The following is a 26,037-nucleotide window of genomic DNA, read 5'->3' as shown; positions in this document are numbered from 1 at the left end:
GCCCTTCCGTGGTGGTGCACGGCGGCCCGGCGGCGCTCCCGCGGCGCGGCCCCCCGAACACGCGTGGTGAGCGTAACGTGGCCGGGTGGGGCAGCGCACGTGCCCGACCGGCGGGCCGCCGGGGGCGGTGGTCCGCCGACGCCACCGCCGAGGAAGGCCTTTCATGAGTCTGAACGCGACCTCCGTCGATCCGGGGACCTACGGGGTGTGGGTGAAGCGGACCGACCTCACCGCCGAGGTGGCCGCCGAGATCGAGCGCCTGGGCTACGGCGCCATCTGGATCGGCGGCTCCCCCGGCGCCGACCTGGACCTGGCGTCCACGGCACTGGCGGCGACGTCGCGCGTCGCGGTCGCGACCGGCATCGTCAACATCTGGTCCGCGGACGCCGCGACGGTGGCCGACTCCTTCCGGCGGATCGAGTCCGAGAGCCCCGGCCGGTTCCTGCTCGGCATCGGCGCGGGGCACCGCGAGGCCAACGGCCCCGAGGCGGCCAAGCCCTTCCAGGCGGTGGTGGACTACCTGGACGCCCTGGACCGGGGAGGCGTCCCCGAGGACCGGCGCGTGGTCGCCGCCCTGGGGCCGCGCATGCTCCGGCTGTCCGCCGAGCGCGCCGCCGGCGGCCACCCGTACCTGGTCGACCCGGAGTTCACGCGCACCGCTCGGGAGAGGCTCGGCGACGGGCCGCTCCTGGCTCCCGAGCACAAGGTGGCCCTGGGCGGGGACCGCGAGCGGACCCGGGCCGCCGGCAGGCAGGGGCTGAGCGTCTACGTCGACAACCGCCTGACCAACTACCTCTCCAACTTCCGGCGTATGGGCTTCACCGACGCCGACTTCGCCGACGGCGGGAGCGACGCGCTGGTCGACGCCCTGGTCGCGCAGGGCGCACCGGAGACGGCGGCGGCGGAGCTGCGCGCGCACCTGGAGGCGGGCGCGGACCACGTCGCGGTCCAGCCGCTGGCCGAGGACGGCGACCTCCTGTCGGTGCTGGCCCGGCTGGCTCCCGCCCTCGGCCTTCCCGCCCGGGGCTGAGGCCGCCGCTGCCGAGGTGGACCGCCGCGGCGCCGGGGCGGCCGGTCCGCCCCGGAAGCCGGCGCCGCGGCTTCCGGGGCCGCCGCGCGGTCGCCGCCGCGTGCACGCCGGGCACGGGGAGGCGGGCCACGCGACCCCGGGGCTACCGTGCGCGCAGGTGGTCGCGCAGGGACCGCGCCACCCGCGCCATGAGCGCCTCGGCCCCCGGCTGCTGGAAGGCGGGCACACGCGACTCGGTCAGCACCGCGACGGCGAAGGCCTGGCCGCCGTCGTGCTCGACCACGCCGACCTCGTGGCGCAGGTTGAGCAGGCTCCCGGTCTTGGAGGACCACCGGGAGGCGTCGGAGGCGAACTCGGGCGCCAGCCGGTGGCGCAGGACGTTGTCGCCCATCAGCTCCCGTACCCGCGCGGCCACCTCCGCGTCGATGGCCGAGGGCCGCCACAGCGCCTCCATCAGGTCGGTGAACGCCCGCGCCGACCCGGAGCTGGCGCGCGTGGCGTCGAGCTGCGCGATCCGGTGCCCCCGCCCGGCGGTGCCCTCCCCGATGGCCAGCAGGTGGGCGAGGTGGACCTCGTCGGGGTCGAGCCGGTTGGCCGGGGTGTCGCCGATGTCGCGGATCGTGTGCCGCACGGTGATACCGCGCAGACCGGACGCGCGCAGCGACGCGGCGACCCGCGCGGGCGGTGTGAGGTCGAACAGGACGTCCGTGGCCGTGTTGTCGCTCAGGCACGTGCTGAGGTAGAGCAGGTCCTCGACGCTGACCCGGACCGGGTGGCGGAACTTGGTCAGCCCGGTGTGTCCTCGGACGGTGCTCCTGCCCGGCTCCACGAGGATCTGCTCGGCGCCGTCGAGCTCTCCCGCGCGGACGCGTTCGAGCGTGGCGATCGCGAGCGGGATCTTGACGAGGGAGGCCGTCGAGAACTCCAGGTCCGGCTCGATGCCCAGTTCCTCGCCCGTGCTCAGGTCCCGTACGAGGAAGGAGCCCCGCAGGCCCGCCTCGTCGAGTTCGCCGCGCAGCTCGCGGATCAGGGCCGTGGCACTCAAACCGTCTCCTCCTCAGCGCCCAGGCAGCGGGCGATCGTCCGTCCCAGGAGCGTACGCAGGCGCTCGGCCTCGTCCCCGGTCTCGGCGGCCACGTCGTAGCCGCGGGCGAGGCGGATCTCGCCCGTCGGCCGCCAGTACAGCCCCAGCTCCTCGGCCTGCCGTGGTGAGCACAGCAGGAGGTCGTCCGAGCCCAGGACCTCCGCGGCGGCGGAGGCCAGGGAGGCGGCGGAGGCCACCTGCGCGGGCCGCAGGCCCACGGAGTCCCGCAGGCGTGTCAGGGGATCGCGCACGTGGGGGACGTCGTCCTCGGGCTGGAGCCAGATACGGCGCCCGCGCGAGGACAGCCTGTCACGGGACAGGCGCAGGGTCTCGACGTAGACGGTCCCGGCCCGGGGCTGTCCGGCTCCCGCCAGGCCCAGCGCAACCCTCCAGGCGGCCTCGTCCGGCGGTACGCCCACCAGGGCGGCGCGGACCTCCCGAAGACCCAGGAGCTCGGCCCGCGCGGCGGGGGCTGCGGGGCGAAAGTCCAGGTGGAGGCCCTCCTCACGGGCCTCGGCGCCCAGGAGGGCGAGGTCGCGCGCGGCGCAGATTTCGGGCACGGCCAGGCGCAGGGGACGGAGCACCGCCCTCTCGGCGTCGTGCTCCATCTCCTCGGCCAACTGGACCAGGCGCCTGGCCGAGGGCAGCATGTCGCGGCCGAACTGGGTGAGGGTCGCCCGGCGGGTGGAGCGGTCGAACAGGCGCGCGCCCAGGTGCTTCTCCAGGGCGGCGATACGCCTGCTGGCGACCGGCTGGGGGATGCGCGCGGCGGCGGCCCCGAGGGTGAAGCTGCCCCTCTCGCCCACGTTCACGAACGCCTTGCAGGCTCCGACGAGGTCCATGGCCCCACATTATGCCGTTTCCGCATGGAAGTGTCTGTTTCCGTCTTGGACAGCATCGTTGGCGAAGGTCAGACTGCTGCCAGAGGCCGCCCCGGCAGGGAGGCGCGGCGCGTGTGGCGCCCCGTGGGGCGTTCCATCACGGCTTCCTTTATGGGCCGGATGGTCCATAACGGCCGTGCGACACGCATCACCCAGGACAGGAAGAACAGACAGATGGTGCTTTCACCCACCCGACGTACCGGACTCGCGGCCCTGGCCGCGTTCGTCCTCGTTCCCGTCACCGCCTGCGGACCGTCCGGCTCCGGTACCGCCCCGGAGGCGGAGGCGTCGGCGGCTTCCCACGCCACCGAGGCCTCCGCCGGACTCGCCCGGGAGTTCGAGCGGCTGGAGAAGGAGTTCGACGCGCGGCTGGGCGTCTACGCGGTGGACACCGGCACGGAGGAGGAGGTCGTGCACCGCCCCGACGAGCGGTTCGCCTACTGCTCCACCCACAAGGCGTTCTCCGCGGGCGCGGTGCTCCAGCGGAACACGCCGGAGGAGATGGAGGAGGTCATCACCTACACCGAGGACGACCTGCTCGACTACGCGCCCATCACCGAACAGCACGTGGACACCGGGATGACCCTGATGGAGCTGACCGACGCCGCCGTCCGCTACAGCGACAACACCGCGGCCAACCTGCTGTTCGAGGAGCTGGACGGCCCGGACGGGTTCGAGGAGGCGATGGAGGCCGTCGGCGACGACGTGATCGAGGCCGACCGTGTGGAGCCAGGACTGAATGAGGCGGTGCCCGGTGACATCCGTGACACGAGCACACCGCGCGCCATGGCCGAGAGCCTGCGGAAGTTCACGCTCGGGGACGCGCTGCCCGAGGACCGGCGCGACGTGCTCACCGACATGCTCGTCAACAACATGACCGGGGACGAGCTGATCCGCGCCGGGGTTCCCGAGGGCTGGGAGGTCGGCGACAAGACGGGGAGCGGAGGCTACGGCACGCGCAACGACATCGCCGTCCTGTGGCCGCCGGAGGGCGAGCCCATCGTCCTCGCGGTCATGTCCAGCCGTGACGAGGAGGACGCCGAGTACGACAACGCGCTGATCGCCGAGGCGGCCGAGGTCGTCGTGGAGGCCCTTGCCTAGCGGTCGCACGGTGCGGGTGGGCGGTGCGGACGCGTGGTGGGGGGAGACCGCGCCTTCGCACCGCCCGCCCCGGATCGGGGCACCCGAAAGCGTGTCCTAGCCTGGGAGCGGCCCGGACCGGAGAGGTGTCCGGCAGCCGCCGGTGTCCGGCCCGAGCGAGCCCGAACGAGTCCGAGGAACAGCGTGAGCATCAGTCCCCGTGTCACAGCGACCATCTTCCGCGTGGTGGCGGTCATCGAGGCCCTGACCTGGATCGGCCTCCTGGGCGGCATGTACGTCAAGTACCTGGGCAGCGGCAGCGAGGCGGGCGTGCACCTCTTCGGACCCCTGCACGGCGGGGCCTTCGTGGCCTACGTGGTCGTCACCGTCCTCGCCGCGCTCCACCTGCGCTGGAGCCTGTGGCCGACCCTGGTGGCCCTGGCCGCGTCCGTCCCTCCCCTGGGCACCCTGGTCGCGGACTGGTGGCTGCACCGCACCGGGCGGCTGGCGCCTCGCGCCGAGGACCGGGCCTCCGAGCCCGTGGCCTGACCGGAACCGTTCGCGGGGCCCGACGGGACTTCACGTCCTGTTGGGCCCCGCGCCATTTTCTGGAATATCACCCTTTGCGCACACACGGTGACCTGTGCTTGGTTGACAACCAGTCAGTAACCCCCGCTGCGGAAGGACCCCCATGCCCCCCGCTCGCACGGCCGCGCTCACCTGCGCCGCGTTCGTCCTCACCCTGGCCGCCGCCGTTCCCGCCAGTGCCTCGGCCGCCGAGGGCACCCTCTCCCGGACCACCTCCGTGGGCGTGCACAACGCCTACCAGACGGGCACGTTCCCCTACTTCGCCGACGCCCTGGACTCCGGCGCCGGGCTCCTGGAACTGGACGTGTGGACCGACGAGTGGTTCGGCACCTGGCGTGTCAACCACGAACTGGTCGGCCAGGACAACAACTGCGCCGGCGCCACCGCCCCCGACCGGCTTCGCGACGGCGGCGACGGCGACCTCGCCGACTGCCTGCGCGACGTGCGCACCTGGCACGAGGCCAACCCCGGCCACCGGCCGCTGCTGCTGAAGGTCGAACTGAAGAAGGGCTACCACGCCGCCTCCGGACTGGGCCCCGCCGAGTTCGACGCGCTCGCCGACCAGGTGCTCGGGGACGCCCTGTTCCGCCCCGGCGACCTGCTCGGCGCCCACGACACACTGGACGAGGCCGTACGCGCCGACGGCTGGCCCTCCCGCGACGCCCTGGCCGGAAGGGTGGTCGTCTACCTGACCCCCGGCACCTTCGAGAAGGGCAACCCCTTCGACGACCTGTGGACGGACGAGGAGCAGGCGGCGCGCCTGCGCGACCTGGCCGCCGAGGGGTCCGTCGGCGAGGCGGCCACGTTCCCGGCCGTCCTGGGCGCCGAGGGCGGTGACCCGCGCGGGCGCTACGCCGAGGACCTGCGTCCGTGGTTCGTGGTCTTCGACGGAAGCGCCCCCTCCTACGCCGGGGGCGTCGACACCTCCTGGTACGGCGAGAACGACTACCTGCTGGTGATGACCGACGCCCACGCGGTGTCCCCGGCGATCGACGCGCGCACCCCTTCCGAGGACGAGGCCGCCGCCCGCGTCCGCGAGCTCGCCCGGTTGGGCGCGACCACCGTCACCAGCGACTGGGCAAGCCTGCCCCATGTGCTCTCCATGGTCGCTCCGCACGGTTCCGACCTGGGCTGACACCACCGGAACCCGTCAGGGAAGGGGATCGCGGCGCTAAGCCGCGGTCCCCTTTCCGCGTTCTGCGGGACGGCCCGGAAAAAACGTGTCGAGGACAGCGGAAAGGCCCCGCCAAGAGGCGGGACGGAATAGCAGAAACCGCACATGTCCGCCCTATCGTTTCCCCGCAGCCTTGTACGCATCCATCCGCTTACGTCCACCTGGTTGAGGGGCTGACGCCTGACCGTTCGACGGCCGGGAGACTCACCACGTCACCCTCGCGCGCACCGTGGACATCCCGCGTTCCCCGACGGACCGGCAAGTCGCCACACGAACCGCGAAGGATCAGCCATGACCGCCATGAACAGCACCCACCGGCCAGGCCCGAACCGACGCACCGTCCTGCGTGGAGCGGTCGTGGCCTCGGGCTCCGCCGTCCTCGGCGGGACGTTCGCCACGGTCGGCGCCGCGAGCGCCTCCGCCGAGGTGGTGGAGCCGTCCCTGTACACCCGGGCCGACTGGCGGGCCCGCCCGCCCGCGGGCCGGGTCCAGATCCTGGCCACCCCGCCCCGCTACGTCCTGGTCCACCACACCGCGACGGCCAACAGCACCGACCATTCGCTCGAACACGCGCTCGCCCTGTCCCGGGCCATCCAGCGTTTCCACATGGACAACAACGGATGGCTCGACACCGGGCAGCAGCTCACCATCAGCCGCGGCGGCCACGTCATGGAGGGCCGCGACCGCAGCCTCGCGGCCGTCCGCGAGGGAAGCCACGTCCTGGGCGCCCACGTGGCCAACAACAACAGCACCTGTATCGGCATCGAGAACGAGGGCACCTACATGGAGGAGGGGCCCACCGCGGCCCTGTCCGAATCCCTGGTGGCGACCCTGGCGTGGCTGTGCACGGCCTACAAACTGGACCCGCACAGGGCGATCCTCGGCCACCGCGACTTCAACGCCACCGCGTGCCCCGGCGACGTGCTGTACGCGATGCTCCCCGAGCTGCGCGACGCGGTCGCCGAGGTGATGCGGGCCCGGGTCGTGGACCTCGCCGCCCGCCGTGTGCCCGACGGCGAGGGCCCCACCCGTCCGCCCGTGCCCGAGCACGAGCCGGACCACGCCTTCTATCACGGCCCCGCCCGGGGCCCGGACGACCTCACCCGCTAGGAACCGGCCGGAAACACCGCTGGCGGGTCTCAGGCGCTTCCACGGCGCCTTCCGGGCACGGCACCGGCCGGGTGCTCCGGGCAGGCGGGTCCGGTGTGCGGGCCCGCCCCGCGCGGTGGGAGAGACTGGGAGGGTGAGCACCGAGAACCGCCGCCCCGATCCGCCCGTGACCAGTCCGTCCATCATCATCCTGACCCTGGCGCGCAGGATCGAGGCCGAACTGAACACCGCGCTGGCGCCCCTGGAGCTCACGGTGGCCCGGCTCGGACTGCTCGGCCACATCGCCGGGGTCCCCGGCGCCTCCTTCAGCGAGCTGGCGCGGATGTCGGGGGTCACGGTCCAGAGCGTGCACGGCTCGGTGAAGTCGCTGGTCGCCGCCGGACTGGTGCGCGACCACACGGCCCGGGCCGGGACCGCCTCGGCGATCGAGCTCACGCCCGAGGGCGCCCGCCTGCTCGACGCGGCGAAGGAGGCCGTGTCGGCGGTGGACACCGGGATGTTCGGACCGGACGCCGATCCCGTCCAGCGGCGGGTGGGCGACGCCATACGAACCGCGTTCGGCGCCCCGGGCGCCTCCTGACCGGCTCCCCCTCCTCCGACGACCCCTGGCAGGGCCGTGGACCGCCCCCTGCTTCAGGCTGCCTGAAGCAGGGGGTAGGCTTCAGGCAACCTGAAGGATGAGGGAGACCCCCATGGAACACCTGCTGCTCTCGGTCCACGTACTCGCCGCCATCGTGTTCGTCGGCGGCTCGGCCGTCGCCACCAGCCTCTTCCCCCGGTTCGCGCCGGTCGCCGGAGGCGTCCCCGCCGCCGTCGGGGACACCGCCGCCCCGTTCGGGGGCACACGGCCCGGAGCGCGCTCACCCGGAGAGCGCAACCCCGCCGTGGCCGCCCTGCTGCACCGCATCACCCGCGGTTACGCCGTCGCCGGGATCACCGTCCCCGTGGCCGGAATCGCCCTGGCCCTCCTCCAGGGCAGGATGGGCGAGGTCTGGATCACGGTCGCGATGCTCCTGACCGCCGCCGCGGGCGTACTGCTCGCCGCCCAGATCTACCCGCGCCAGCGCGACGCGCTCCGTGAGCCGGGCGACCCCGGTGGACTGCGCACGCTGTCGATGCTCGCCGGGATCTACAACCTGGTGTGGGCGGTCGTCGTCGTACTCATGATCGTCCGTCCCGGCGCGGCGGAGTGACCGGCGCGCGTCCCACGGCACCGTCGCCGAGGTCGCCCGCGCCGTGCTCGTCCTCGGGTTCGAGGCCACCTTCACCTCGGGCGCGGAACTCCCCGTGGACGGCGGCCTGGGCGCGGGGCTCGACCCCGGCCGCTGAGGGCCGCCGCCCGACCGGATGACTAGGCTGGCGCGGTGGAGCTTCGACAGTTAAGACACTTCGCCGCCGTGTGCGAGGAGCAGCACTTCACCCGGGCCGCCGAGCTCCTCGGCATCACCCAGTCGGGTCTGTCGGCTTCGGTCCGCGCACTGGAGAGGGACCTGGGCACACAGTTGCTGCTGCGCACCACCCGGCGGGTGATCCCCACCCCGACCGGGCGGCTGCTGCTCACCGAGGCCCAGCGCATCCTCGCCGCCGCCGACGGGCTCAGGGAGATGGTCGCCGACCACCACGGGGTGCGCGGCACCCTGTCCCTGGGCACCGAGCAGTGCATGGGAGTGGTGGAGGCGGCCCCGCTGCTGCACTCCTACCGCTCCCGGCACCCCGAGGTGGTCATCAACCTCCAGCAGGCGGGCACCGGCCAACTGCTGGACCAGTTGCGCGCCGGGCGCCTGGACGCCGCCCTGGTGGCGGGCACGCTGCTCGCGGAGGAGGGGGTGGACCTTCGGCACTTGACTTCCTCCTCTTCCTGAAGGAAGAGGATTCCGACCAGGCCTGGCGGCCCGGTGGCGCTACGCGCCTCACAGCGCGCGCTGGTTCCTGCTTCACCGACATGGCACCCCAGAGGTCTCCGCAGGCTGGCACGGTTCACCCCGAAGGGCTAGTCCATCCGCGCGCACGAGTGTTCCGGGCCGCGTTCACGTCCGCATGCGCCCTGTACCCGCACACCACGCACCGGAACACCGATGGGCTCTCTCGGTTCTCCGGTGCGACATGCCCGCACGGATGACAGGTCTGGGACGTGTACGCGGGGTTGACCTCCACAATCTGGGTACCGGTCCGCCGAGCGGCATTGACCACGGCCAGCTTGAACCCGTGCCACCCCCGGGCCAGGATCGCCCGGTTCAACCCCGCCTTCTGCCGCACATGAGTGCCCGGGGCGTCGACGGTGCCCTTCGCCGAGCGGGTCATGTTCGTGGTGTGGAGCTTCTCCAACACCACGACCGCGTTCTGACCGCACAGCACACGCGCGGTCCGGGCGGCGAAATCGGCGCGCCGAGCCCGCACCCGCCCGGTCAGTTTCGACAGGGCAGCTTGGGTCCTGGCCCGGTTGGCCGAGCCTTTGTGTTGGCGGGACAGGCGCCGGCGCAGACGGCGCTCGCACTCGTGCTCCTTGGGGGTGTGAAAGGTGCGGTTGAACAGGTCGCCGTCGGAGGTGGCCACCGCCACCACCACACCCCGGTCGATCCCCACCGCGCTGTCGGAGCGCTCATGCGCCCGGGGGGTGGTCTGGCCGTCCTCGCACAGGATCGACACGTACCAGTAAGCGCCGTCGCGGGACACGGTGACCGACCGGACGGTGCCCTTCGGGGAGCGCGACCAGCGGAACCGCACCCATCCCAGCTTGGGCAGCTTCAGGCGCCCCCACTTGCGGCCCAGGCGCTGGATGCTCATGCGCCCACCGTCGGGGAAGCGGAAGGAGGGCTTCCACCGGCCCTTGGCACGCCAACGGACACCGAACGTGCCGTGGTCCCGACACGCGCATCCAGATCCCTGAGGACCTGCTGGAGGATGTGCGAGGGGGCGGTCTTCAACCACTCCTCCTCGGTCTTGGCCTCGGCGAGCTGGCGGGCCTGGAGGTGGTAACCGCAGAACGGCAGGTCCTGGCCGCGCTGCCAGCGGCGCACGGCCTCACGGCGCTGGTGAAGGCCGGTGTTCCACACCGCCCGACAGATATCGCCGTAGACCTGGCACAACCCGGCCTGCTCGCCGGTGGGCGCGAGCCGGTACCGAAACCCCGTCAACACGGTGTCACCACCTCCTTCCAGCGGGCACCGAACCTAGCGGTGGCCTACGACATTCCGATGGGAGCGGCTATCCCCGACCCGAAGGACGGGGTCCGCGCCGCAAAGGAGGCACATCACCGAGGAACCGCTGATGCTGCTGGCCGCCCCCGACCACGCGCTCGGCGGCGAGGACGTGCTGCCGCTGCTGGCCCGGGAGGACTACGTGGACCTGCACCCGGGATGGGGCGCGCGCGACTGCGCGGACAGGGCGTTCGGCGAGTTCGGCGTCACCCGCCGCGTGGCGCTGCAGGTCAACGACGTCTACACCCTGCTGGACCTGGTGCACCGGCGGATGGGGGTGGCGGTGGTACCGCGCCCGGTCGTGGACAAGCCGCAGGCGGCGGGGCTGCGGAGCGTGCCGCTGCCGAGCGACACACGGTGGCGGGTCGCTCTGGCCACGCCCAGGGGCGCGAAGCCCTCCGCCGCCACCCGGGCCTTCGTCGACCTGTTGCGCGGGGAGCACCCGATTGATGACTTCGACTCATGAATCCCACAGGCCCTACCTGTTGGACATGTGCGAGCCCTGCGGGGCATGGTGACGGGAGCGGCGCGCACCCGCGCCGCCTCCGGCCACATGTGGGGAGCAAGGATGTCCGAGCGGGTACAAGGGGTGATCTCCCGTGCCAAGGGAGCACCCGTCGAACTGACCACGATCGTGGTTCCCGATCCGGGACCGGGCGAGGCCGTGGTCAGGATCCAGGCGTGCGGGGTGTGCCACACCGACCTGCACTACCGCGAGGGCGGCATCAACGACGAGTTCCCGTTCCTGCTCGGCCACGAGGCCGCCGGTGTGGTGGACTCCGCGGGCGAGGGCGTGACCACCGTCGAGCCCGGTGACCACGTGGTCCTCAACTGGCGTGCGGTGTGCGGCGACTGCCGCGCCTGCCGCCGGGGACGGCACCAGTACTGCTTCGACACGCACAACGCCGAGCAGAGGATGACGCTGGAGGACGGCACCGAACTCTCCCCCGCCCTGGGCATCGGCGCGTTCGCCGAGAAGACCCTGGTCGCCGCCGGGCAGTGCACGAAGGTCGACCCGCAGGCCTCCCCCGCCGCGGCCGGCCTGCTCGGCTGCGGGATCATGGCCGGTATCGGCGCCGCCATCAACACCGGGGGCGTGGGCCTCGGCGACTCGGTCGCCGTCATCGGCTGCGGCGGCGTGGGCAGCGCGGCGGTCGCCGGCGCGCGCCTGGCCGGGGCCAACCGGATCATCGCCGTGGACCTGGAGGACCGCAAGCTCGAATGGGCGAGCGGCTTCGGCGCCACCCACACCGTCAACGCCTCCTACACCGACCCGGTCGAGACCATCCGCGACCTGACCGGCGGTTTCGGCGCCGACGTGGTCATCGACGCCGTGGGCACGCCCAGGACCTACGAGCAGGCCTTCTACGCCCGCGACCTGGCGGGCACGGTCGTCCTGGTCGGCGTGCCCACTCCGGAGATGCGCCTGGACCTGCCGCTGCTGGACGTCTTCGGCCGCGGCGGCGCGCTGAAGTCCTCCTGGTACGGCGACTGCCTGCCCTCGCGCGACTTCCCCATGCTCGTCGACCTGTACCTGCAGGGCCGTCTGGACCTGGAGGGCTTCGTGACCGAGGAGATCGGACTGAACGACGTCGAGGAGGCCTTCGCCCGCATGGAGCGCGGCGACGTCCTGCGATCGGTGGTGATGCTGTGAGCGTCGAACGAGTGGAGCACCTGACCACATCGGGAACCTTCGCCCTGGACGGCGGAGAGTGGGAGGTCGACAACAACGTCTGGGTGGTGGGCGACCGCGACCAGGCCCTGGTGATCGACGCGGCGCACGACGCGGACGCCATCCTCGGCGTGGTGGGCGACCGCGAACTGGTGGCGGTGGTGTGCACGCACGGGCACAGCGACCACGTCAACGCCGCTCCGGCGCTCGCCGACGCCACCGGCGCGCCCATCCTGCTGCACCCGGCCGACCGGGTGCTGTGGGACATGACCCACCCCGACAGGGCGCCCGACGCCGAGCTGTCCCAGGGGCAGACCATCAAGATCGCCGGGACCGAGCTGACCGTGCTGCACACCCCGGGACACGCCCCGGGCGCGGTGTGCCTGTACGCCCCCGAGCTGGGTGTGCTGTTCAGCGGGGACACCCTGTTCCAGGGCGGCCCCGGGGCGACGGGGCGGTCCTACTCGGACTTCCCCACGATCGTGGAGTCCATCCGCGACCGGCTGCTCAGCCTGCCGGAGGAGACGGTGGTCAACACCGGGCACGGTCCCTCCACCACGATCGGTGCCGAGGCACCGCACCTTCAGGAGTGGATCGACCGGGGCCACTGAGGGGACGTCCGCCGGGGCGCGCGGCGCGCCCCGGCGGCGGTGCCCGGACCCGTGTCAGCGCAGGAGCATCTCGCCGACCGTCTCGCCCCCCAGCACCCGTCCGGTGGGGCGGAAACCGAGCCTGAGGTAGAAGTCCTCCGGACCGCCCTCGCCCGGCACCCACATCACGGTGACGCGGTCGTTGCCCCGGCGGCGGGCCTCCTCGCACACGGCCTGGACGGCGAACCGTCCGTAACCGCGGCCCTGCCCGCCCTCGGCGATGTTGAGTCTCCAGATACCGCACCGGAAGTCCGGTTCCCGCTCCTCGGGCTGGAAGTTGGCCATGACGAATCCGACGGCCTCGTCGCCGTCCATGACCAGCCGGGGCCACGCGGTCCCACATGCGGCGTAGGCCTCGGCCAGGGAGCGCTCCACGGGGGCGACGAACCGGTTCTGGTCCTCGCGGACCTTCACCCCGCAGGCGGTGACGACGTTGTCGGGAGTGATCTCCGCCAGGCGGAGGGAGGGATGGCTCATGAAGGCACCCTACGTTCGGGCTCCGACCGTCACCACCGCTTTCCGTCCGCTCACGCGGGCTGCCCGGCGACGAGGCCGCTGCCGTGCTCCATGGCGGTGAGCAGCGCGGGCACCAACCGTCCGGAGCGCTCCGTGAGCCGGTCGGGGTCGAGGAAGACGCGCAGCGCCCCCGGCGCGAGACCGGCCAGCGCGCGCCGGACCAGGGGCTCGTCCAGGCGGCCGCGCAACCCGGCCACGGTGCCCGGCCAGTGCCGCTCCTGGACGGCGCCCAGGGCCACGGCGGTGAGCCAGAGCGCGAACAGCGGACCCGACTCGGCGCCCAGGTGCTCGGCGCATGCCCGGCGCAACTCTTCCGGCCGCGCGCCCCACTCCCCCAGCACCTCCAGGGTGGGCCGGTGGGCCTCGGGCACGTCGTGGGCGGTGTCGATGACCACGGTGTCGCAGGTGTTCCAGCGCAGGAACGGCAGCAGCGGGGGAACCTCCAGGACCGTCCCGTCGAAGCGGGCGCCCTCCGCGGCGAAGCAGACCGAGCGCCGGATCCCGTGGTCGTCGTTGCCCTTGAGGCTGGGCAGGTCCTCGTGCTCGACCAGGTTGGGCACCGCGGTCAGGGCGGGGACCCCGCGCTCCCGCAGGAACCGCAGGGCGGCGCGGTCGTCGGAACGGCCGCCGGCGTCCTCCATGAAACGGCCCATGCCGATCGCCAGGTCCCGCGGCAGGAGCAGGGCGAGCGTGGGCATGTAGGGGTTGATGACGGGGACCGCGCCGGATCCGGTGAGAACCGCCCACCGCGCCAGGTAGGCGGTGCGCGAACCCCATTCCACGAAAAGGGAGACCGCGGCTTCGGGGTGCCTTTCCACGATTTCGCGCACGGACGCCGGAAAGTCCGCGCACACGCGTACGTCGTCCTGCAGGACCAGGTGGTGGGTGGAGTCGAAACGGGCCGCGTCGGAGAAGGCGACCTGGGAGGCGCGCAGGGAACTGGGCGGACCACCGGGATCGGGGTCCAGGGCCAGGGAGCTGTCGGCGATCCCCAGGGAGTCCAGGACCCGGCGGGCGGATCCGCTTCTGCTGGGATGGGCCATGACCGACGCGGACAGCACGACGGAGGAAAGGGGTTTCGGCATATTCCCAGAATAATCACAGGAAACAGGAAAGCAAGCCGCCGGGAGATAAATACCTTTTCTCGAAAAAACCCTACCCCGCCAGGTTAGCACGCGGGCATTCGATCATTCAATTCTCCTTTTCCGGAAGCGGAGCGGATCCGCCCGGGATCTCGGAGATGCGGTTTCCGGGGGAGGAGGCTCCTGTGGGCACGTCCGGGGTGGATCCTGTCCCGGTCTCGGGGAGAATGCCGGTATGCGTGTCGAAGTCCTGGGTCCCCTGCGAGTGGTCGCCGACGGCCGTACCACGGACGTCGGCGGTCCCCGGCTGCGCGCCCTGCTGGCCCGGCTCGCGCTGGAGGCGGGACACCGGGTCGGCCACCGCACCCTGGCCGACGCCCTCTGGCCGGAGGCCGAGGCGGCGGAGGGACCGGAGAACCCCGTCTCCGCGCTGCACTCCCTGGTCTCCCGGCTGCGCCGGGCCCTGCCCGAGCCCGGCCTCCTCCGCTCCGAACCGTCCGGGTACCGCCTGGACGTTCCCGCCGAAGCCGTCGACGCCCTGCTCTTCGAACGCCTGGTGCTGCGGGGGCACGACGCCCTGCGGTCCGGGCGGCACGCGGCGGCCGCCGAACACCTCTCCCGGGCCCTTGGCCTGTGGCGGGGCGACCCTCTGGCCGACGTCGGCCCCCTGCCCTACGCCGAGGCCGCGGTGGTGCGGTTGCGGGAGGTCCGCCTGGGCGCGTTGGAGGACCGGGCCGAGGCCGGGCTGGCCCTTCCCGGCGAGGCCCCGCGCGCCGCCGAACTGGAGCGGCTGGCCGCCGCGCACCCCCTGCGCGAGCGCCTGCGCACGCTGCTCGTCACGGTGCTCGACGCCGAGGGCAGGCGCGCCGAGGCCCTGGCCGCCTACGAGGCCTACCGGACCCGCCTGGCCGAGGAGCTGGGCTCCGGCCCCGGGCCGGAGCTGCGCGCCCTCCACCTGCGGATCCTGCGCGAGGAACCCGCTCCCGAACCCGCGCCCGTGCCCGCACCGCGCGGCAACCTGCGCGCCCCGCTGACCACCTTCGTCGGCAGGGAGGACGAACGCAGGCTCGTCGGGGAGCGGCTGGCCGAGCACAGGCTGGTCACCCTGGTCGGCCCCGGCGGAGTGGGCAAGACCCGCCTGGCGTCGGTCGCCGCCGCCGACACCGCCGGCCGGGCATGGCTGGTGGAGCTGGGAGCCGTCACCGAACCCGACGCCGTTCCCCACGCGGTGGCCGGGGCGCTGGGCCTGCGGGTGTCCACCCTGGTGGAAGCCCTGTCCGTCACCGACACCCTGCTGGTCCTGGACTGCTGCGAGCACGTCGTCGACTCGGCCGCCCGGCTGGCCGAGGAACTGCTGGGACGCTGCCCGCGGCTGCGTGTCCTGGCCACCGGCCGCGAGCCGCTCGGCGTCCCCGGGGAGGCCCTGTGCCCGGTCTCCCCGCTCACTCCGGAGGCCGCGGAAGAGCTGTTCACCGACCGGGCGCGGGCGGTGCGCCCGGACTTCTCCCCCACCGGCGAGGTGGCCCGGATCTGCCGGCGCCTGGACCGCCTTCCCCTGTCCATAGAACTGGCCGCCGCACGCCTGCGCTCGATGTCGTTGGAGACGCTCGCCGGTGGTCTGGACCGCCGGTTCCGGATCCTGGGCGGTGGCAGCCGTACGGCACCGCCCCGCCACCGCACCCTGCGCGGGGTGGTCGCGTGGAGCTGGGACCTGCTCACCGGCACCGAACGCGACGCCGCCGAGCGGCTGTCCGTCTTCGCCTCGTCCCTCACCGTGGCGGCCGCCGAGCACGTCGGCGTCACCGCCGAGACCCTGTACTCCCTGGTGGACAAGTCGCTGCTGGAGACGAACGGCGACCGGTACCGGATGCTGGACACCATCCGCGAGTACGGACTGGAGCGCCTGGCCTCGACCGACCGGCTGCACGGCGCCCGGGCCGCCCACGCCGCGTGCTTCCTGGACCTGGCCGAGCGGGCCGAGCCGCACCTGCGGGGACCGGGGCAGACGGAGTGGCTGGCCCGGCTGTCCGCCGACCGCGACAACCTGCTCGCCGCCCTGGGACACGCCCGCGAGGCCGGCGACACCGGGACCGCCGTACGGCTGGGTGCGGCGCTGGGCATGTTCTGGGCCGTGCACGGCGACCACGCCAGCGCCGTCGTCCACCTCCGGCCGGTCCTGCGCGCGTCGGCGCCGTGCCCCGCCCACGGCTCCCCGGACGGGCCCGGCCACCGCGGGGACGCCGCGGACGCGGACGGCTCAGGCGGTTCCCGGCAGGACACGAACGGCTCAGGCGCTCCCGGGCGGGCCGGGGCGGAGGAGGACTCCGCTGCTTCGGGAGGAAAGGACGACCTGGTGCGGGAGGCGCGGCTGCGCGCGGCCGCCGCCTACCTGCTCAACGCCACGTTCGCGGGCGAGCTCACCGACGCCCGGGCCGTCGTCGGCCCGCCGCCGGACGCGTCGGACCCCGTCGGAGCGTTCGTGGCGGCGCTGCTGGCCATGGCCGAGGGCCGGTCCGCCGACGGGACGGCCGCCCTGGAGCCGCACCTGGCCCACCCCGACCCCTGGACGCGGGCGATGCTCTGGCTGGCCCGCTCCTTCCTGGACGGCACCGCCGGTGACACCGGCTTCGGCCCGAAGGACGTGGAGCACGCGGTGGCCGCCTTCCGCGAGGCCGGCGAGCGGTGGGGGCTGTCGATGCTGCTGATGTCCCTGGCCTACGCCCGTGCCGCGACCGGCGACACCGGCGAGGCCGTCGCCATGTTGGAGGAGGCCCAGACCCTGACCCGCGAGCTGGGCACCCACCACGGGCAGCGGGTGTGGCTGGCGATGGCGCACGTCGACACCGGGAACAGCGACGGCGCACGCGCCCGGTTGGAGGAGGTGGTCGCCGAGGCCGCGTCCATCCGCCAGGTGGCCCTGGCCCGGGTCTGCCTCGCCGACCTGTCCCGCCACGACGGCGACCTGGCCGGGGCCGGGCGGCACCTCGGCCTCGCCCGCGAGGTGGTGCGGGACGGGGAGCCGCCGGACCGGGCCCTGTACTCGGCCGCGGCCGGATACCTGGCCGCGGCCACCGGCGACCCCGAGGCGGCCGCCCGCCACCTGGGCGAGGCCTTCGCGCTGGCCGACGCCATGCCGGACATGCCGATGCTCGCCCAGGTGGCCGTGGGCGTGGCCGACCTGCTCCTCCGGAGGGGGGAGCCGGAGCGGGCGGCGCGGATCCTGGGGACCGCCCACGCCCTGCGCGGCGGCCCCAACCCGTGCAACCCGGACGTCGCCCGGCTGACCCGTGACCTGCGTGCCCACCGCGCCGCCTACGACCGCGCCAGCCGCCTGACGGCGGGAGAGGCCCTGGCGGCGGTCCGCGCGGAACGCGACGGCCTGACCGCCCGTTAGGAACGCCTCCCTCCGGCGCGGTCCCTACGCCGGGGCCTTCTCCTCCCGCTTCCTCTGCTTCCTCAGGAACTCCTCGCGGCAGTCGGAGCAGCAGAACGCGTGCAGCGTCCCCTCCCACTCCAGGGTGACGGTGTCGTCGTTCAGCGGAACGATCACCCCGCACAGCGGGTCCCGCGCGGCGCGCCCCTGGGCGAGGTCCTCCCGGTAGGGATCGCTCATCATCTCCACGATCCCCTCGGAGCCGACCGCCTTGCCGAACACGCCCATGCTGCCCTCGGTGACCCCCATGACCTGCACCTGGACCACCGGTTCCCGGTAGGGCCGCCCGGAGTCGGCCTCGACCTCGGAGATGACCTTGGTGGCGTAGGCGACCACGGCCCCGCTCATGGCCTTGCGCCACGGGCCCGGCACGTGGAAGCGCACCATGTACCGGGGCGCGGCGTCGGCGCCGAGGGCGTGCTGGTCGACCACCCACACCCGCGGTTCGTGCACCACCACCTGGAACAGGGAGCCCAGGACCTGCTCCCAGCCCTCGTAGATCTTCTCGCCCTCGGTCAGCTCGGCCACGGTCCCCAGGCGCTCGGCCAGGCGGCGGAGCCGCTCCGGGTCGAGGGTGCCCTCGGGGACGAACAACTCGATGAACATCATCGGAAAACACCTCCACGACGGACGGTGCCCCACCGTCCTGTCAGGAGGCTGCCGATCGGCTGTCAGACCGCGGCGAGCGCAGCGGGGACGGCCCTCGGGCACCGGGCGCGGGACCGGAGCGGCTCGAAGAGCACGGTCTGGCAGCACGCGGTGGGCGGGCAGCGGGTCCGTCCGCATGGGCGTCGTCACAAGGACGCGAAACCCCCTGCCAGTACGGGCTTCCAGCAGCGTAATTCGGATCACGCGACTCATCGGGTAAAGCGGGGATGGCATGCTCCTAGCCTCGTGTTGGCGAAAGAGATTCCCTCACGGGACTTCTGCCGGCGCCCCGCCCGAAGGCGGTTCACGGCGCCCCCCGCGCACCGCTTGTCTGTACTTCTCCCTGCGTTGGAGCCCTTGGTGACCCTTGCTTCCGCACGCCCTGAGCGCCGTGCCCAGACCGTCCCGGACACCCAGAACATCCCGACTTCCCAGAACCCCCTGGTCGGCGACGTGCCGCCGCAGGCCGGTGCGCCCGAGCGCGACGGGGTAGCTCGTGACCGGAAGGCGTCCCAGACGCGCCGCCGCACGCTGCTGCTCGTGTTCGTCCTCGGGGTGCTGTCCGCGATCGGCCCGCTCGCCACCGACCTGTACCTGCCCGCGCTGCCGCAGATCGCCTCCGGCCTGGGCACCAGCGAGGCCAGCGTCAAGCTCACCCTGACCTCGGTGATGGCCGGACTGTCCGTGGGACAGCTCGTCATCGGCCCGCTCAGCGACCGGTGGGGACGCCGCATGCCGCTGCTGGCGGGAATCGGCGTGTTCACCGCCAGCACCTTCGCCATCGCGGTGGTGGGCAGCGTGGAGATGTTCAGCCTGCTGCGCTTCGTGCAGGGGATGTCGGCAGCGGCCGGACTGGTGATCTCCCGCGCGGTCGTGCGGGACGTGTTCGACGGCGACGCCGCCGCCACCTTCTTCTCCCGCCTGGTCCTGCTCTCCGGACTGGCTCCCATGCTCGGCCCGATCCTGGGCGGCCAGCTGCTCGTGCTGGGCCCCTGGCAGCTGATCTTCGCCGTGCTCGGCGTGACCGGTCTGGCGACCTTCGCCCTGGTGCTGTTCGGTATGCCCGAGAGCCTGCCGGCCGAGCAGCGTGAGCGGGTCAGCCCGCGGGCGCAGATGCGGGTGTTCGGCCGCCTGCTGCGCGACATCCGCTTCACCGGCCCGACGCTCACGCTCGCGCTGAGCTTCGGAATGAGCTTCACCTACATCTCGACCTTCTCCTTCGTGTCCCACTCCCGCTTCGAGGCCAGCGCCCAGGAGTTCAGCCTGGTGTTCGCGGTGACCACGCTCGGGATGATCCTCGGCAACCAGGTGAACGTGTTCCTGATCCGCCACGTCGAGATCTACCGCCGCATGTTCCTGGGACTGGCCGGATCGATCGTGTCCGTGGCCTCGCTGGTGGCGCTGGACGCATCGGGCAACGCGAACCTGGTGACGGTGACCGCAGCGCTGTTCGTGATGATGGTGTTCACCGGCCTGGTGTCGCCGAACGCGACCGCGCTGGCCCTGGACGGGCAGTCGCCGAAGATCGCCGGGAGCGGCTCGGCCCTGCTGGGCACGCTCCAGTTCGGCCTCGGCTCCGGCCTGGCCTCGATCCCCGGCATGACCGGTCCGGTCACCATGGCCAGCATGACCGCGGTCATGCTCGCCACGGCCGTCGGCGCCGCGGTGGTGTTCACCGCGTTCGCCATGCGCGTCCGGCGCACCTCGCTGGTCGCCGCCTGAGTGTCGGTGCGGACCACTAGCCTGGTCCGTCCGCGACGGCGAATCCAAGGAGCTCATCGTGTTCCCCGATCCCCAAGCCCGTTCCCTGACGGACGAGGCACCCGGCGCGTGGGAGGAGGTACTCCCCCACCTGGCGGAGTCCGCCGGAACGTGCTGGCTGACCGTGACGCGCGCGGACGGCCGACCGCACACCCGGCCGCTGCTGTCGGTGTGGGTGGACGGCCGGCCGTGCTTCGCCTCCGGTGAGGGCACCGCCAAGTCGCGGCTGCTGACCGCCTCTCCCGAGGTGAGCCTGGCGTTCACCACCGGGCGGATGGACGTGGTGGTGGAGGGCGCGGTCGAGCGGGTGCTGGGTCCGGACCGGCTGGAGCGGATCGCCGCCGCCTACGCCGAGCGCCACGGTTGGGCGCCGGTCGCAAAGGACGGTGAGCTGACCGGGCCGGACGGTGCTCCGACCGCCGGTCCCCCGCCCTACCGGGTGTTCGCGGTCGTCCCGTCGACGGTGTACGCGTTCCCCGTCGCCGAACTGCCGCACGGACCCACCCGGTGGCGGTTCGACGTGTGGCCCTGAACGGGGTCCCGGGTCCGCGCACGGCGGTGCACACGGGTGCGGTGGGGCATACGTCCCGATGTCGCGGGATGAGCGAGAAGACGTGTGAGGCCGGGCGGACATCCGGTTCCGGACGGACAAGCGGGTCCGGGTACCGGGTGCCGACTCAGGTGCAACGTCCCGTCTCGCGGGTAGGTCTCCAGCGAGAAGTCAACGCCACCTCCCCATCCCACGACCCCCTGGAGGCAGAGAGTGCGCGTACGGATCGTTCTTTCGACCCTTGTCGTCATATGGCTGCTCATCGGACTGGTCGCCGCGTTCCAGCGCGGCCTGTTCACCAGGGACGAGGCCTCGTGCTCGAACCTGGGACACACCGTCGGGACCATCTTCGTCGGTCCGCTGAACTACGTGGGCGTGAACCCGACCATCGAGTGCCCGCCCCTTCCCGAGCCCTCCGAGTAACAGCGTCCCGATCTGCTGCGGCGCCGCACCCCTTCCACGGGGTGCGGCGCCGACCCGTGTCCGTCGGTCCCCGGCGCCGCTCCCCGCCGTCCGCGGCGCGGCCCGGGGCCGCGTGACCGGCTTGCGAAGCGCCTCCGCGGCTCGTTTCGGCGCCGCGCCGCCCCGCTCACCGCTGGGCGGCGGGTCGGACGACGATCTCGTTGACGTCGACGTCCGGGGGCTGGCCGAGGGCGAAGGAGATCGCCCCGGCGATGGCGTCGGCGGGCAGCGCGTGCCTCCGGTAGGTGCGCATGGCCTCCCGCGCGGCCGGGTCGGTGATGTGCTCGGCGAGCTCGCTCTCGACCACCCCAGGGGAGACGGTGGTCACCCGGATGGCCGGGTCGAGTTCGAGCCGCAGCCCCTCGGTGATCGCCCACGCGGCGAACTTGGTCCCCGAGTACACCGCCGAGGTGGGGACCACCTCGTGGGCTCCGACCGAGGCGATGGTCACCAGGTGCCCGGATCCCTGGCGCTGGAAGTGCGGCAGTGTCGCGGCGACACCGTTCAGCAGGCCCCTCACGTTCACGTCGACCATCTGGTTCCACTCCTCGACCAGGAGCGCGTCCATCCTGGACAGGGGCATGACGCCGGCGTTGTTGACGAGGGCGTCGACCCTCCCCCGCTCGCTCACCGTGTCGTCGACCACGGCGCGCACGCTCTGGAGGTCGGTGACGTCGAGGCGCCGGTGCACGGCGCTGCCGCCGGAGTCCCGGATGCGCCGGACGAGCGCCTCCAGCCGTTCCTCCCGCCGCGCTCCGAGCACGACGTGGTGTCCCTCCGAGGCCAGGCGCAGCGCGGCGGCCTCGCCGATCCCGCTGCTCGCCCCGGTCACGACGACCACCTTGCGGGCCGTGTCCTGTGGCTGTTCCGTCATGTCTTCCTCCTGGATCACTGGGTACGGCCAGTCTTCGCGGGGCCCGGTGGCGAAGGAAGACCGCGGCCTTCCTGGGTGTGACGCACCCAGGCAGGACGGCCCGCCGGGACCTACGCTGGGTGCCATGACCTCTTCGCCCCTGGGTGACTACCTCCGGAGCAGACGCGCGCAGATCGGGCCGCAGGACCTCGGACTGCCCGTCCACGGGCGTCGGCGTGTCGCCGGCCTGCGGCGCGAGGAGGTGGCGATGCTGGCCGGGATGAGCGCGGACTACTACACGCGTCTGGAACAGGGCCGTGAGACGCGCCCGTCCCCGCAGATCCTGGACTCGCTCGGGGAGGCCCTGCGCCTGGACGACGACGGCCGCCTCCACCTGTACCGGCTGGCCGGGCTGAGCCCGCGCCCGGTCCCGGGCGCTCCCGCCGAACGGGCCGACCCGTCGCTCGTCAGCCTCATGGGGGCATGGCACGGCAACCCGGCGCTGGTCCTGGGCCGCGCCTACGACGTGCTGGCCTGCAACCCGCTGGCCGAGAGGCTCTTCGAGGGCTTTCCCCGCTCACGGAACCTGGTGGCGGTGGTGTTCCTGGACCCCGCCTCCCGAAGGTTCTATCCCGACTGGGAGACCGTCGCCAGGAACACGGTGGAGGGCCTGCGCCTGGCCGAGGGCGCCTGGCCGGATGACGCCCGTGTCCGCGACGTCGTCGGGGAGCTGCGTGTCAGGAGCCCCGACTTCGCGAGGCTGTGGAGGCGCAGCGGCGTGCGCGGCAAGAGGCTGGAGTCGAAGAGGTTCTCCCACCCGGAGGTGGGCCCGCTGGAGCTGCGCGTGCACGCCTTCGACGTGAAGTCGGCCCCCGGCCAGGAACTCGTCGTCTACCACGCCGAGCCGGGTTCGCCCAGCGCGGACTCGCTGTCCCTGCTCGGCACGCTGGCGGCCGACACGGCGTCTCCCTAGATCGCGTGCCCTTGAGGCTGCGCTGCGCCTCGCGCTCGTACGCCGAAGGCACCGGGCCCTTCGCCGCCCTACACAGAACCCGGCCGTCCTCACCGGTCCGAGGCCCGTGCCATCCGGGCGAGGAGTTCGTCGAGCAGCATCGCCTCACCGGGCGAGAGCGCCCTCCCCGCCTCCCCCTCGGACAGCAGGGCCCGGAGCGCGTTCGCGTGGGAGGACACGCGGGCGTCGCCGCCCCCGGGCGCGTCCGTGAGCACGGCGGCCAGCACCGCCTCCCGGACCCGGGCGGACAGCCGCGGGTCGCGCTCCTCCTCCGGTTCGGAGATGAGCTGGAGCGTGACCCCCATGCCGGCCGCGTGGATCGTCCCGGCCGCCTCCTCCGCGTCCACCGCCAGACGGCCGGACGCCGCCACACGCCGCACCAGTGCGAGCAGGAGCTCGTGGCTCCTGTGGGCCGCGCCTCCCTCGCCCCGCGGCGACCCCGGGGCGTACATCAGCACGTAGTGCGCGGGGTTCTCCAGCCCGAACCGCACGTGCAGGTCCCAGCCCGCGCGCAGGTCGTCCACGGCGTCCCCCGAGCCCTCCTGCGCCAGCTTGCTGTCCAGGTAGCGCTCGAACCCGTCGGCGGCGACGGCCTCCAGCAGCCCCCGCATGTCGCCGAACAGCCGGTAGATGGTCGGCGGCTGCACCCCCGCCGCCGCGCTGACCGCCCGTGTCGTGACCGCGTCCCTGCCCTCCCGCGAGAGGAGGTCCGCGGTGACGGAGACGATCCTGTGCCGTGTGTCCTTCTTGTCACCCATGAACTGATCATACCATCGATAACAAAATATCTTTATCATCATTGCGCTATCGATGAAACTCGCATAGTGTTATCGACGGAAACAACACAGCGCCCGACACCCGCGGAGGACACCATGGGCAGCAGCGAACGACGCGTCGCCATCGTCACCGGGGGCTCGCGCGGCATCGGCCGCGCCGTCTCCGCCCGCCTCGCCGCGGACGGCCAGGCGGTCGCCGTGGTCTACGCGCACAACACCGGCGAGGCCGAGGGAGCGGTCGCCGACATCACCGCCGCCGGAGGACGGGCCCTCGCGCTACGGGCCGACGTCGCCGACGAGGACGCCGTCGCCGAGGTCTTCGACCTGGTCGAACGGGAGTTCGGCGGGGTCGACGTCGTGGTCAACTCCGCAGGTGTGATGATCCTGAAGAGCGTGGCGGAACTGGACCTGGCCGACCTCGACCGGATGCACCGCACCAACATCCGCGGCACCTTCGTCGTCGACCAGCAGGCCGCGCGGCGCGTGCGCTCCGGCGGGGCGATCGTCAACCTCTCCACGTCGGTGACCAGGCTCTCCCCGCCCACCTACGCCGCCTACGCCGCCTCGAAGGGGGCGGTGGAGGCGATCGGGCCCGTACTCGCCAAGGAGCTGCGGGGACGCGACATCACGGTCAACGCGGTCGCGCCCGGTCCCACCGCGACCGATCTCTTCCTCGACGGCAAGGACGAGGAGACGGTCGAGCGGCTGGCGGGGATGAACCCCATGGAGCGCCTGGGCCGCCCCGAGGACATCGCCGAGGTCGTCTCCTTCCTCGCCGGTCCCGGCCGGTGGGTCAACGGACAGACCCTCTACGCCAACGGCGGCATGGCCTGACCCGGGGCGCGCCGCCCACGCCCGCCCCGGTCCTGCGCCCCCGGAGCGGGGTCCGCGCCGGCGCCGGACGGGCTCCAGCGGCCCCGCACACGGGAGGGTAACCAGGATCACCCTGCTCCGCCCCCGGAGTGAGGGCGCCGTGCCCGACCACCGAGAAAGCGCGCCGACCTGCGGTGACCCCCTCCGAGGGCACGTCCGGCGAGGGCCCGGGAGGCGGCCCCGCGGGGGTCAATGAAAGCAGAGACGCATCATTACCACACCTTGGGGTAGTGCACCAGATAGGAACGGAAAAGTTCCCAGTTCGTAATACTTGGCCCATGCCGCGGCAACCGAACCGCATCCGGTGGATCGGCCGCGATGGGAGAGAGGAGACCGGCGATGAGCATCATGAGGATGGCGAAGCGCCGTCTGGCCCAGGGAGGCGGCCTCCCGACGAGGCGCCCCGGAGTGCGGGATCCCCTGACGAGGACGAAGCCGACGAGCAGGGGCCCCGGGGCCCGGACTCCCCTGGCCCGGGCGAAGAAGCTGGCCCGGTACGCGAACTCGCCGAAGGGGCGGAGCACGCTGGGCCGTGTGACCCGCAGCCTCTCGTCCGGCAAGCGGCACACCCGGTCCCGCAAGGGACCCATGCGGTGGATCAACTCCCTGGCCAGGCTCTGAGGGTCCCCCGTGGTGCGGGGGCGAAACCCGGCTCGCAGCCGACGGGCCGCTGAACACGGGAGTCAGGAAACGACGACGCGGGGGCGGGTCCCATGAGGGCCCGCCCCCGCCTCTGCCGTCAACGCACGTCGTCCGCTTCCCCGCCCGCCGGCCCGTGGACGGGTACTCCAGCCCCCGGGTTCCCGGGGACGGCTCGCCCCAGTAGGCTCCCGCGGGAGCCCTTCCCGCGCCGCGAGCAGTAAGGAAGCCGACCAGCGTGGCATTCGACGCCTCCTCGATTCGAGCGCTCTCCTTCGACGGAGACCAGACGCTGTGGGACTTTCGCACCGCGATGCGCCGGGCTCTCGTTGAGGCCGCGGACCTCCTCTCCGCAGAGGGCATGGTCCGTGAGACGGGAGCCGTGTCAGCGGACTGGCTGGCGAAGGTGCGTGACGAGGTCGCCGGTGAACCCGCGTTCGCACGCGAGACCATGGAGAGCATCCGCCTCGAGTCCTTCAGGCGCGCCGTCGAACACTGCGGCGGCGACGGTCGGGACCTCGTCGCAAAGCTCTACGACAGGTACATGCGCACGCGGTTCGGTGCGATGAGGCTCTACGCCGAGACGGCGAGCGTGTTGGAGGAACTGCACCGCGTCTATCCGTGCGTCCTGGTGACCAACGGCAACAGTGATCCGGGGCGGCTGGGTATCGGCGGCTACCTCACCCACCGCGTGGTCGCGGCCGACTGCGGGCTGTTCAAGCCCGATCCCCGCATCTACGCCCACACGGCCCGGCTGCTGGCGCTGCCGACCGCGTCCGTCCTCCACGTCGGGGACCACCCCGAAGAGGACGTCGCCGCCGCGGGCCGGGCGGGGATGAGGACGGTGTACCTCGACCGCGTCGGCAAGCCCCTCTCCCCCGGGCGGCACGCTGACGCGGAGATCAGCTCCCTGTCCGGCCTCCTGGAGCTGTTGCGGCGAAGAGGGTGACCGTGCCCGCGCATCCG

Annotated in this window: 28 protein-coding genes; 19 read left to right on the top strand and 9 right to left on the bottom strand. The window is 72.8% G+C overall.

What is annotated here, in order from left to right:
- Window positions 1-163 precede the first annotated feature (163 nt).
- Window positions 164-1,030 (top strand): LLM class F420-dependent oxidoreductase, encoded by an 867-nt coding sequence (locus NOSIN_RS07560; RefSeq protein WP_077690049.1) that lies wholly within the window; start codon window positions 164-166, stop codon window positions 1,028-1,030.
- Between the two features lie 142 nt (window positions 1,031-1,172).
- On the opposite strand, the gene NOSIN_RS07555 is transcribed toward NOSIN_RS07560, so the two are convergent.
- The gene (locus NOSIN_RS07555) at window positions 1,173-2,075 is read right to left on the bottom strand and encodes a serine hydrolase (protein ID WP_077690048.1); all 903 of its coding nucleotides are present in this window, start codon (window positions 2,073-2,075) and stop codon (window positions 1,173-1,175) included.
- Window positions 2,072-2,956, bottom strand: coding sequence for a LysR family transcriptional regulator (locus NOSIN_RS07550; RefSeq protein WP_077690047.1), 885 nt, complete (start codon window positions 2,954-2,956; stop codon window positions 2,072-2,074). The genes NOSIN_RS07555 and NOSIN_RS07550 overlap by 4 nt, the downstream gene beginning before the upstream one ends.
- Before the next feature lie 213 nt (window positions 2,957-3,169).
- Here NOSIN_RS07550 and bla point away from each other — a divergent pair, with 213 nt between their 5' ends.
- The 7 genes from bla to NOSIN_RS07515 all read left to right on the top strand — a co-directional run bounded on the left by bla (window position 3,170) and on the right by NOSIN_RS07515 (window position 8,809).
- The gene (bla, locus tag NOSIN_RS07545; RefSeq protein ID WP_077690046.1) at window positions 3,170-4,096 is read left to right on the top strand and encodes a class A beta-lactamase; all 927 of its coding nucleotides are present in this window, start codon (window positions 3,170-3,172) and stop codon (window positions 4,094-4,096) included.
- Between the two features lie 183 nt (window positions 4,097-4,279).
- Window positions 4,280-4,624: a DUF3817 domain-containing protein gene (locus NOSIN_RS07540; RefSeq protein WP_077690045.1), complete on the top strand. Its 345-nt coding sequence runs from the start codon at window positions 4,280-4,282 to the stop codon at window positions 4,622-4,624.
- Between the two features lie 142 nt (window positions 4,625-4,766).
- Entirely contained in the window at window positions 4,767-5,798 is a 1,032-nt protein-coding gene (locus NOSIN_RS07535) for a phosphatidylinositol-specific phospholipase C domain-containing protein (RefSeq protein WP_077690044.1), read from the top strand.
- Between the two features lie 339 nt (window positions 5,799-6,137).
- The gene (locus tag NOSIN_RS07530; RefSeq protein WP_077693468.1) at window positions 6,138-6,947 is read left to right on the top strand and encodes a peptidoglycan recognition protein family protein; all 810 of its coding nucleotides are present in this window, start codon (window positions 6,138-6,140) and stop codon (window positions 6,945-6,947) included.
- A gap of 133 nt (window positions 6,948-7,080) precedes the next feature.
- Window positions 7,081-7,527 carry a MarR family winged helix-turn-helix transcriptional regulator gene (locus NOSIN_RS07525; RefSeq protein WP_077690043.1) on the top strand — a complete coding sequence of 149 codons (447 nt, stop codon included), beginning with the start codon at window positions 7,081-7,083 and terminating at the stop codon, window positions 7,525-7,527.
- A gap of 112 nt (window positions 7,528-7,639) precedes the next feature.
- Complete coding sequence (locus NOSIN_RS07520) at window positions 7,640-8,140, top strand: hypothetical protein (protein ID WP_077690042.1); 501 nt, start codon at window positions 7,640-7,642, stop codon at window positions 8,138-8,140.
- A gap of 171 nt (window positions 8,141-8,311) precedes the next feature.
- Window positions 8,312-8,809: a LysR family transcriptional regulator gene (locus NOSIN_RS07515; RefSeq protein WP_236743321.1), complete on the top strand. Its 498-nt coding sequence runs from the start codon at window positions 8,312-8,314 to the stop codon at window positions 8,807-8,809.
- Between the two features lie 115 nt (window positions 8,810-8,924).
- Here the strand turns inward: NOSIN_RS07515 and NOSIN_RS07510 are convergent, their stop codons facing one another.
- On the bottom strand, window positions 8,925-9,731 hold the full coding sequence (locus NOSIN_RS07510; RefSeq protein WP_227014439.1) for an RNA-guided endonuclease InsQ/TnpB family protein: 807 nt from the start codon (window positions 9,729-9,731) through the stop codon (window positions 8,925-8,927).
- Entirely contained in the window at window positions 9,728-10,084 is a 357-nt protein-coding gene (locus NOSIN_RS27690) for a helix-turn-helix domain-containing protein (RefSeq protein ID WP_236743320.1), read from the bottom strand. Before NOSIN_RS27690 ends, NOSIN_RS07510 begins: the two co-directional genes overlap by 4 nt.
- 112 nt (window positions 10,085-10,196) lie before the next feature.
- Between NOSIN_RS27690 and NOSIN_RS07505 the strand changes: the two genes are divergently transcribed.
- From NOSIN_RS07505 to NOSIN_RS07495, 3 genes are all read left to right on the top strand, one after another.
- On the top strand, window positions 10,197-10,610 hold the full coding sequence (locus NOSIN_RS07505) for a LysR substrate-binding domain-containing protein (protein ID WP_375539647.1): 414 nt from the start codon (window positions 10,197-10,199) through the stop codon (window positions 10,608-10,610).
- Window positions 10,611-10,712: 102 nt separating this feature from the next.
- On the top strand, window positions 10,713-11,798 hold the full coding sequence (locus NOSIN_RS07500) for an S-(hydroxymethyl)mycothiol dehydrogenase (RefSeq protein ID WP_077690040.1): 1,086 nt from the start codon (window positions 10,713-10,715) through the stop codon (window positions 11,796-11,798).
- Window positions 11,795-12,427 carry an MBL fold metallo-hydrolase gene (locus NOSIN_RS07495; protein WP_077690039.1) on the top strand — a complete coding sequence of 211 codons (633 nt, stop codon included), beginning with the start codon at window positions 11,795-11,797 and terminating at the stop codon, window positions 12,425-12,427. Before NOSIN_RS07500 ends, NOSIN_RS07495 begins: the two co-directional genes overlap by 4 nt.
- A gap of 54 nt (window positions 12,428-12,481) precedes the next feature.
- Here the strand turns inward: NOSIN_RS07495 and NOSIN_RS07490 are convergent, their stop codons facing one another.
- Window positions 12,482-12,943 carry a GNAT family N-acetyltransferase gene (locus NOSIN_RS07490; protein WP_077690038.1) on the bottom strand — a complete coding sequence of 154 codons (462 nt, stop codon included), beginning with the start codon at window positions 12,941-12,943 and terminating at the stop codon, window positions 12,482-12,484.
- A 50-nt stretch (window positions 12,944-12,993) separates the two neighbouring features.
- A complete protein-coding gene (locus NOSIN_RS07485) occupies window positions 12,994-14,067 on the bottom strand; it encodes a hypothetical protein (RefSeq protein WP_227014440.1) in 1,074 nt (357 codons plus the stop codon).
- Window positions 14,068-14,299: 232 nt separating this feature from the next.
- Between NOSIN_RS07485 and NOSIN_RS07480 the strand changes: the two genes are divergently transcribed.
- Entirely contained in the window at window positions 14,300-17,458 is a 3,159-nt protein-coding gene (locus tag NOSIN_RS07480; protein ID WP_077690036.1) for a BTAD domain-containing putative transcriptional regulator, read from the top strand.
- Window positions 17,459-17,482: 24 nt separating this feature from the next.
- Here NOSIN_RS07480 and NOSIN_RS07475 read toward each other — a convergent pair whose 3' ends face one another.
- Window positions 17,483-18,106, bottom strand: a complete 624-nt coding sequence (locus NOSIN_RS07475; RefSeq protein ID WP_077690035.1) for a YHS domain protein — start codon at window positions 18,104-18,106, stop codon at window positions 17,483-17,485.
- 399 nt (window positions 18,107-18,505) lie between these two features.
- On the opposite strand from NOSIN_RS07475, the gene NOSIN_RS07470 reads away from it, so the two are divergent.
- The 3 genes from NOSIN_RS07470 (at window position 18,506) to NOSIN_RS07460 (ending at window position 20,879) form a co-directional block, all read left to right on the top strand.
- Entirely contained in the window at window positions 18,506-19,867 is a 1,362-nt protein-coding gene (locus NOSIN_RS07470) for a multidrug effflux MFS transporter (RefSeq protein ID WP_077690034.1), read from the top strand.
- A 58-nt stretch (window positions 19,868-19,925) separates the two neighbouring features.
- Window positions 19,926-20,438 (top strand): pyridoxamine 5'-phosphate oxidase family protein, encoded by a 513-nt coding sequence (locus NOSIN_RS07465; protein WP_077690033.1) that lies wholly within the window; start codon window positions 19,926-19,928, stop codon window positions 20,436-20,438.
- A gap of 231 nt (window positions 20,439-20,669) precedes the next feature.
- Complete coding sequence (locus NOSIN_RS07460; RefSeq protein ID WP_077690032.1) at window positions 20,670-20,879, top strand: hypothetical protein; 210 nt, start codon at window positions 20,670-20,672, stop codon at window positions 20,877-20,879.
- A 166-nt stretch (window positions 20,880-21,045) separates the two neighbouring features.
- On the opposite strand, the gene NOSIN_RS07455 is transcribed toward NOSIN_RS07460, so the two are convergent.
- Complete coding sequence (locus NOSIN_RS07455) at window positions 21,046-21,792, bottom strand: SDR family oxidoreductase (RefSeq protein ID WP_077690031.1); 747 nt, start codon at window positions 21,790-21,792, stop codon at window positions 21,046-21,048.
- A 124-nt stretch (window positions 21,793-21,916) separates the two neighbouring features.
- Here NOSIN_RS07455 and NOSIN_RS07450 point away from each other — a divergent pair, with 124 nt between their 5' ends.
- The gene (locus NOSIN_RS07450; RefSeq protein WP_077690030.1) at window positions 21,917-22,744 is read left to right on the top strand and encodes a helix-turn-helix transcriptional regulator; all 828 of its coding nucleotides are present in this window, start codon (window positions 21,917-21,919) and stop codon (window positions 22,742-22,744) included.
- A gap of 89 nt (window positions 22,745-22,833) precedes the next feature.
- On the opposite strand, the gene NOSIN_RS07445 is transcribed toward NOSIN_RS07450, so the two are convergent.
- A complete protein-coding gene (locus NOSIN_RS07445; RefSeq protein WP_077690029.1) occupies window positions 22,834-23,541 on the bottom strand; it encodes a TetR/AcrR family transcriptional regulator in 708 nt (235 codons plus the stop codon).
- 114 nt (window positions 23,542-23,655) lie between these two features.
- Between NOSIN_RS07445 and NOSIN_RS07440 the strand changes: the two genes are divergently transcribed.
- The 3 genes from NOSIN_RS07440 to NOSIN_RS07430 all read left to right on the top strand — a co-directional run bounded on the left by NOSIN_RS07440 (window position 23,656) and on the right by NOSIN_RS07430 (window position 26,020).
- Window positions 23,656-24,393, top strand: coding sequence for an SDR family oxidoreductase (locus tag NOSIN_RS07440; RefSeq protein ID WP_077690028.1), 738 nt, complete (start codon window positions 23,656-23,658; stop codon window positions 24,391-24,393).
- Window positions 24,394-24,771: 378 nt separating this feature from the next.
- The gene (locus NOSIN_RS26665) at window positions 24,772-25,053 is read left to right on the top strand and encodes a hypothetical protein (RefSeq protein WP_143832881.1); all 282 of its coding nucleotides are present in this window, start codon (window positions 24,772-24,774) and stop codon (window positions 25,051-25,053) included.
- A 256-nt stretch (window positions 25,054-25,309) separates the two neighbouring features.
- Window positions 25,310-26,020, top strand: coding sequence for an HAD family hydrolase (locus tag NOSIN_RS07430; protein ID WP_077690026.1), 711 nt, complete (start codon window positions 25,310-25,312; stop codon window positions 26,018-26,020).
- Window positions 26,021-26,037 lie beyond the last annotated feature (17 nt).

The organism is Nocardiopsis sinuspersici (assembly GCF_001998325.1).
Taxonomy (GTDB): domain Bacteria; phylum Actinomycetota; class Actinomycetes; order Streptosporangiales; family Streptosporangiaceae; genus Nocardiopsis; species Nocardiopsis sinuspersici.
This window is presented reverse-complemented; position numbering and strand designations above follow the sequence as displayed.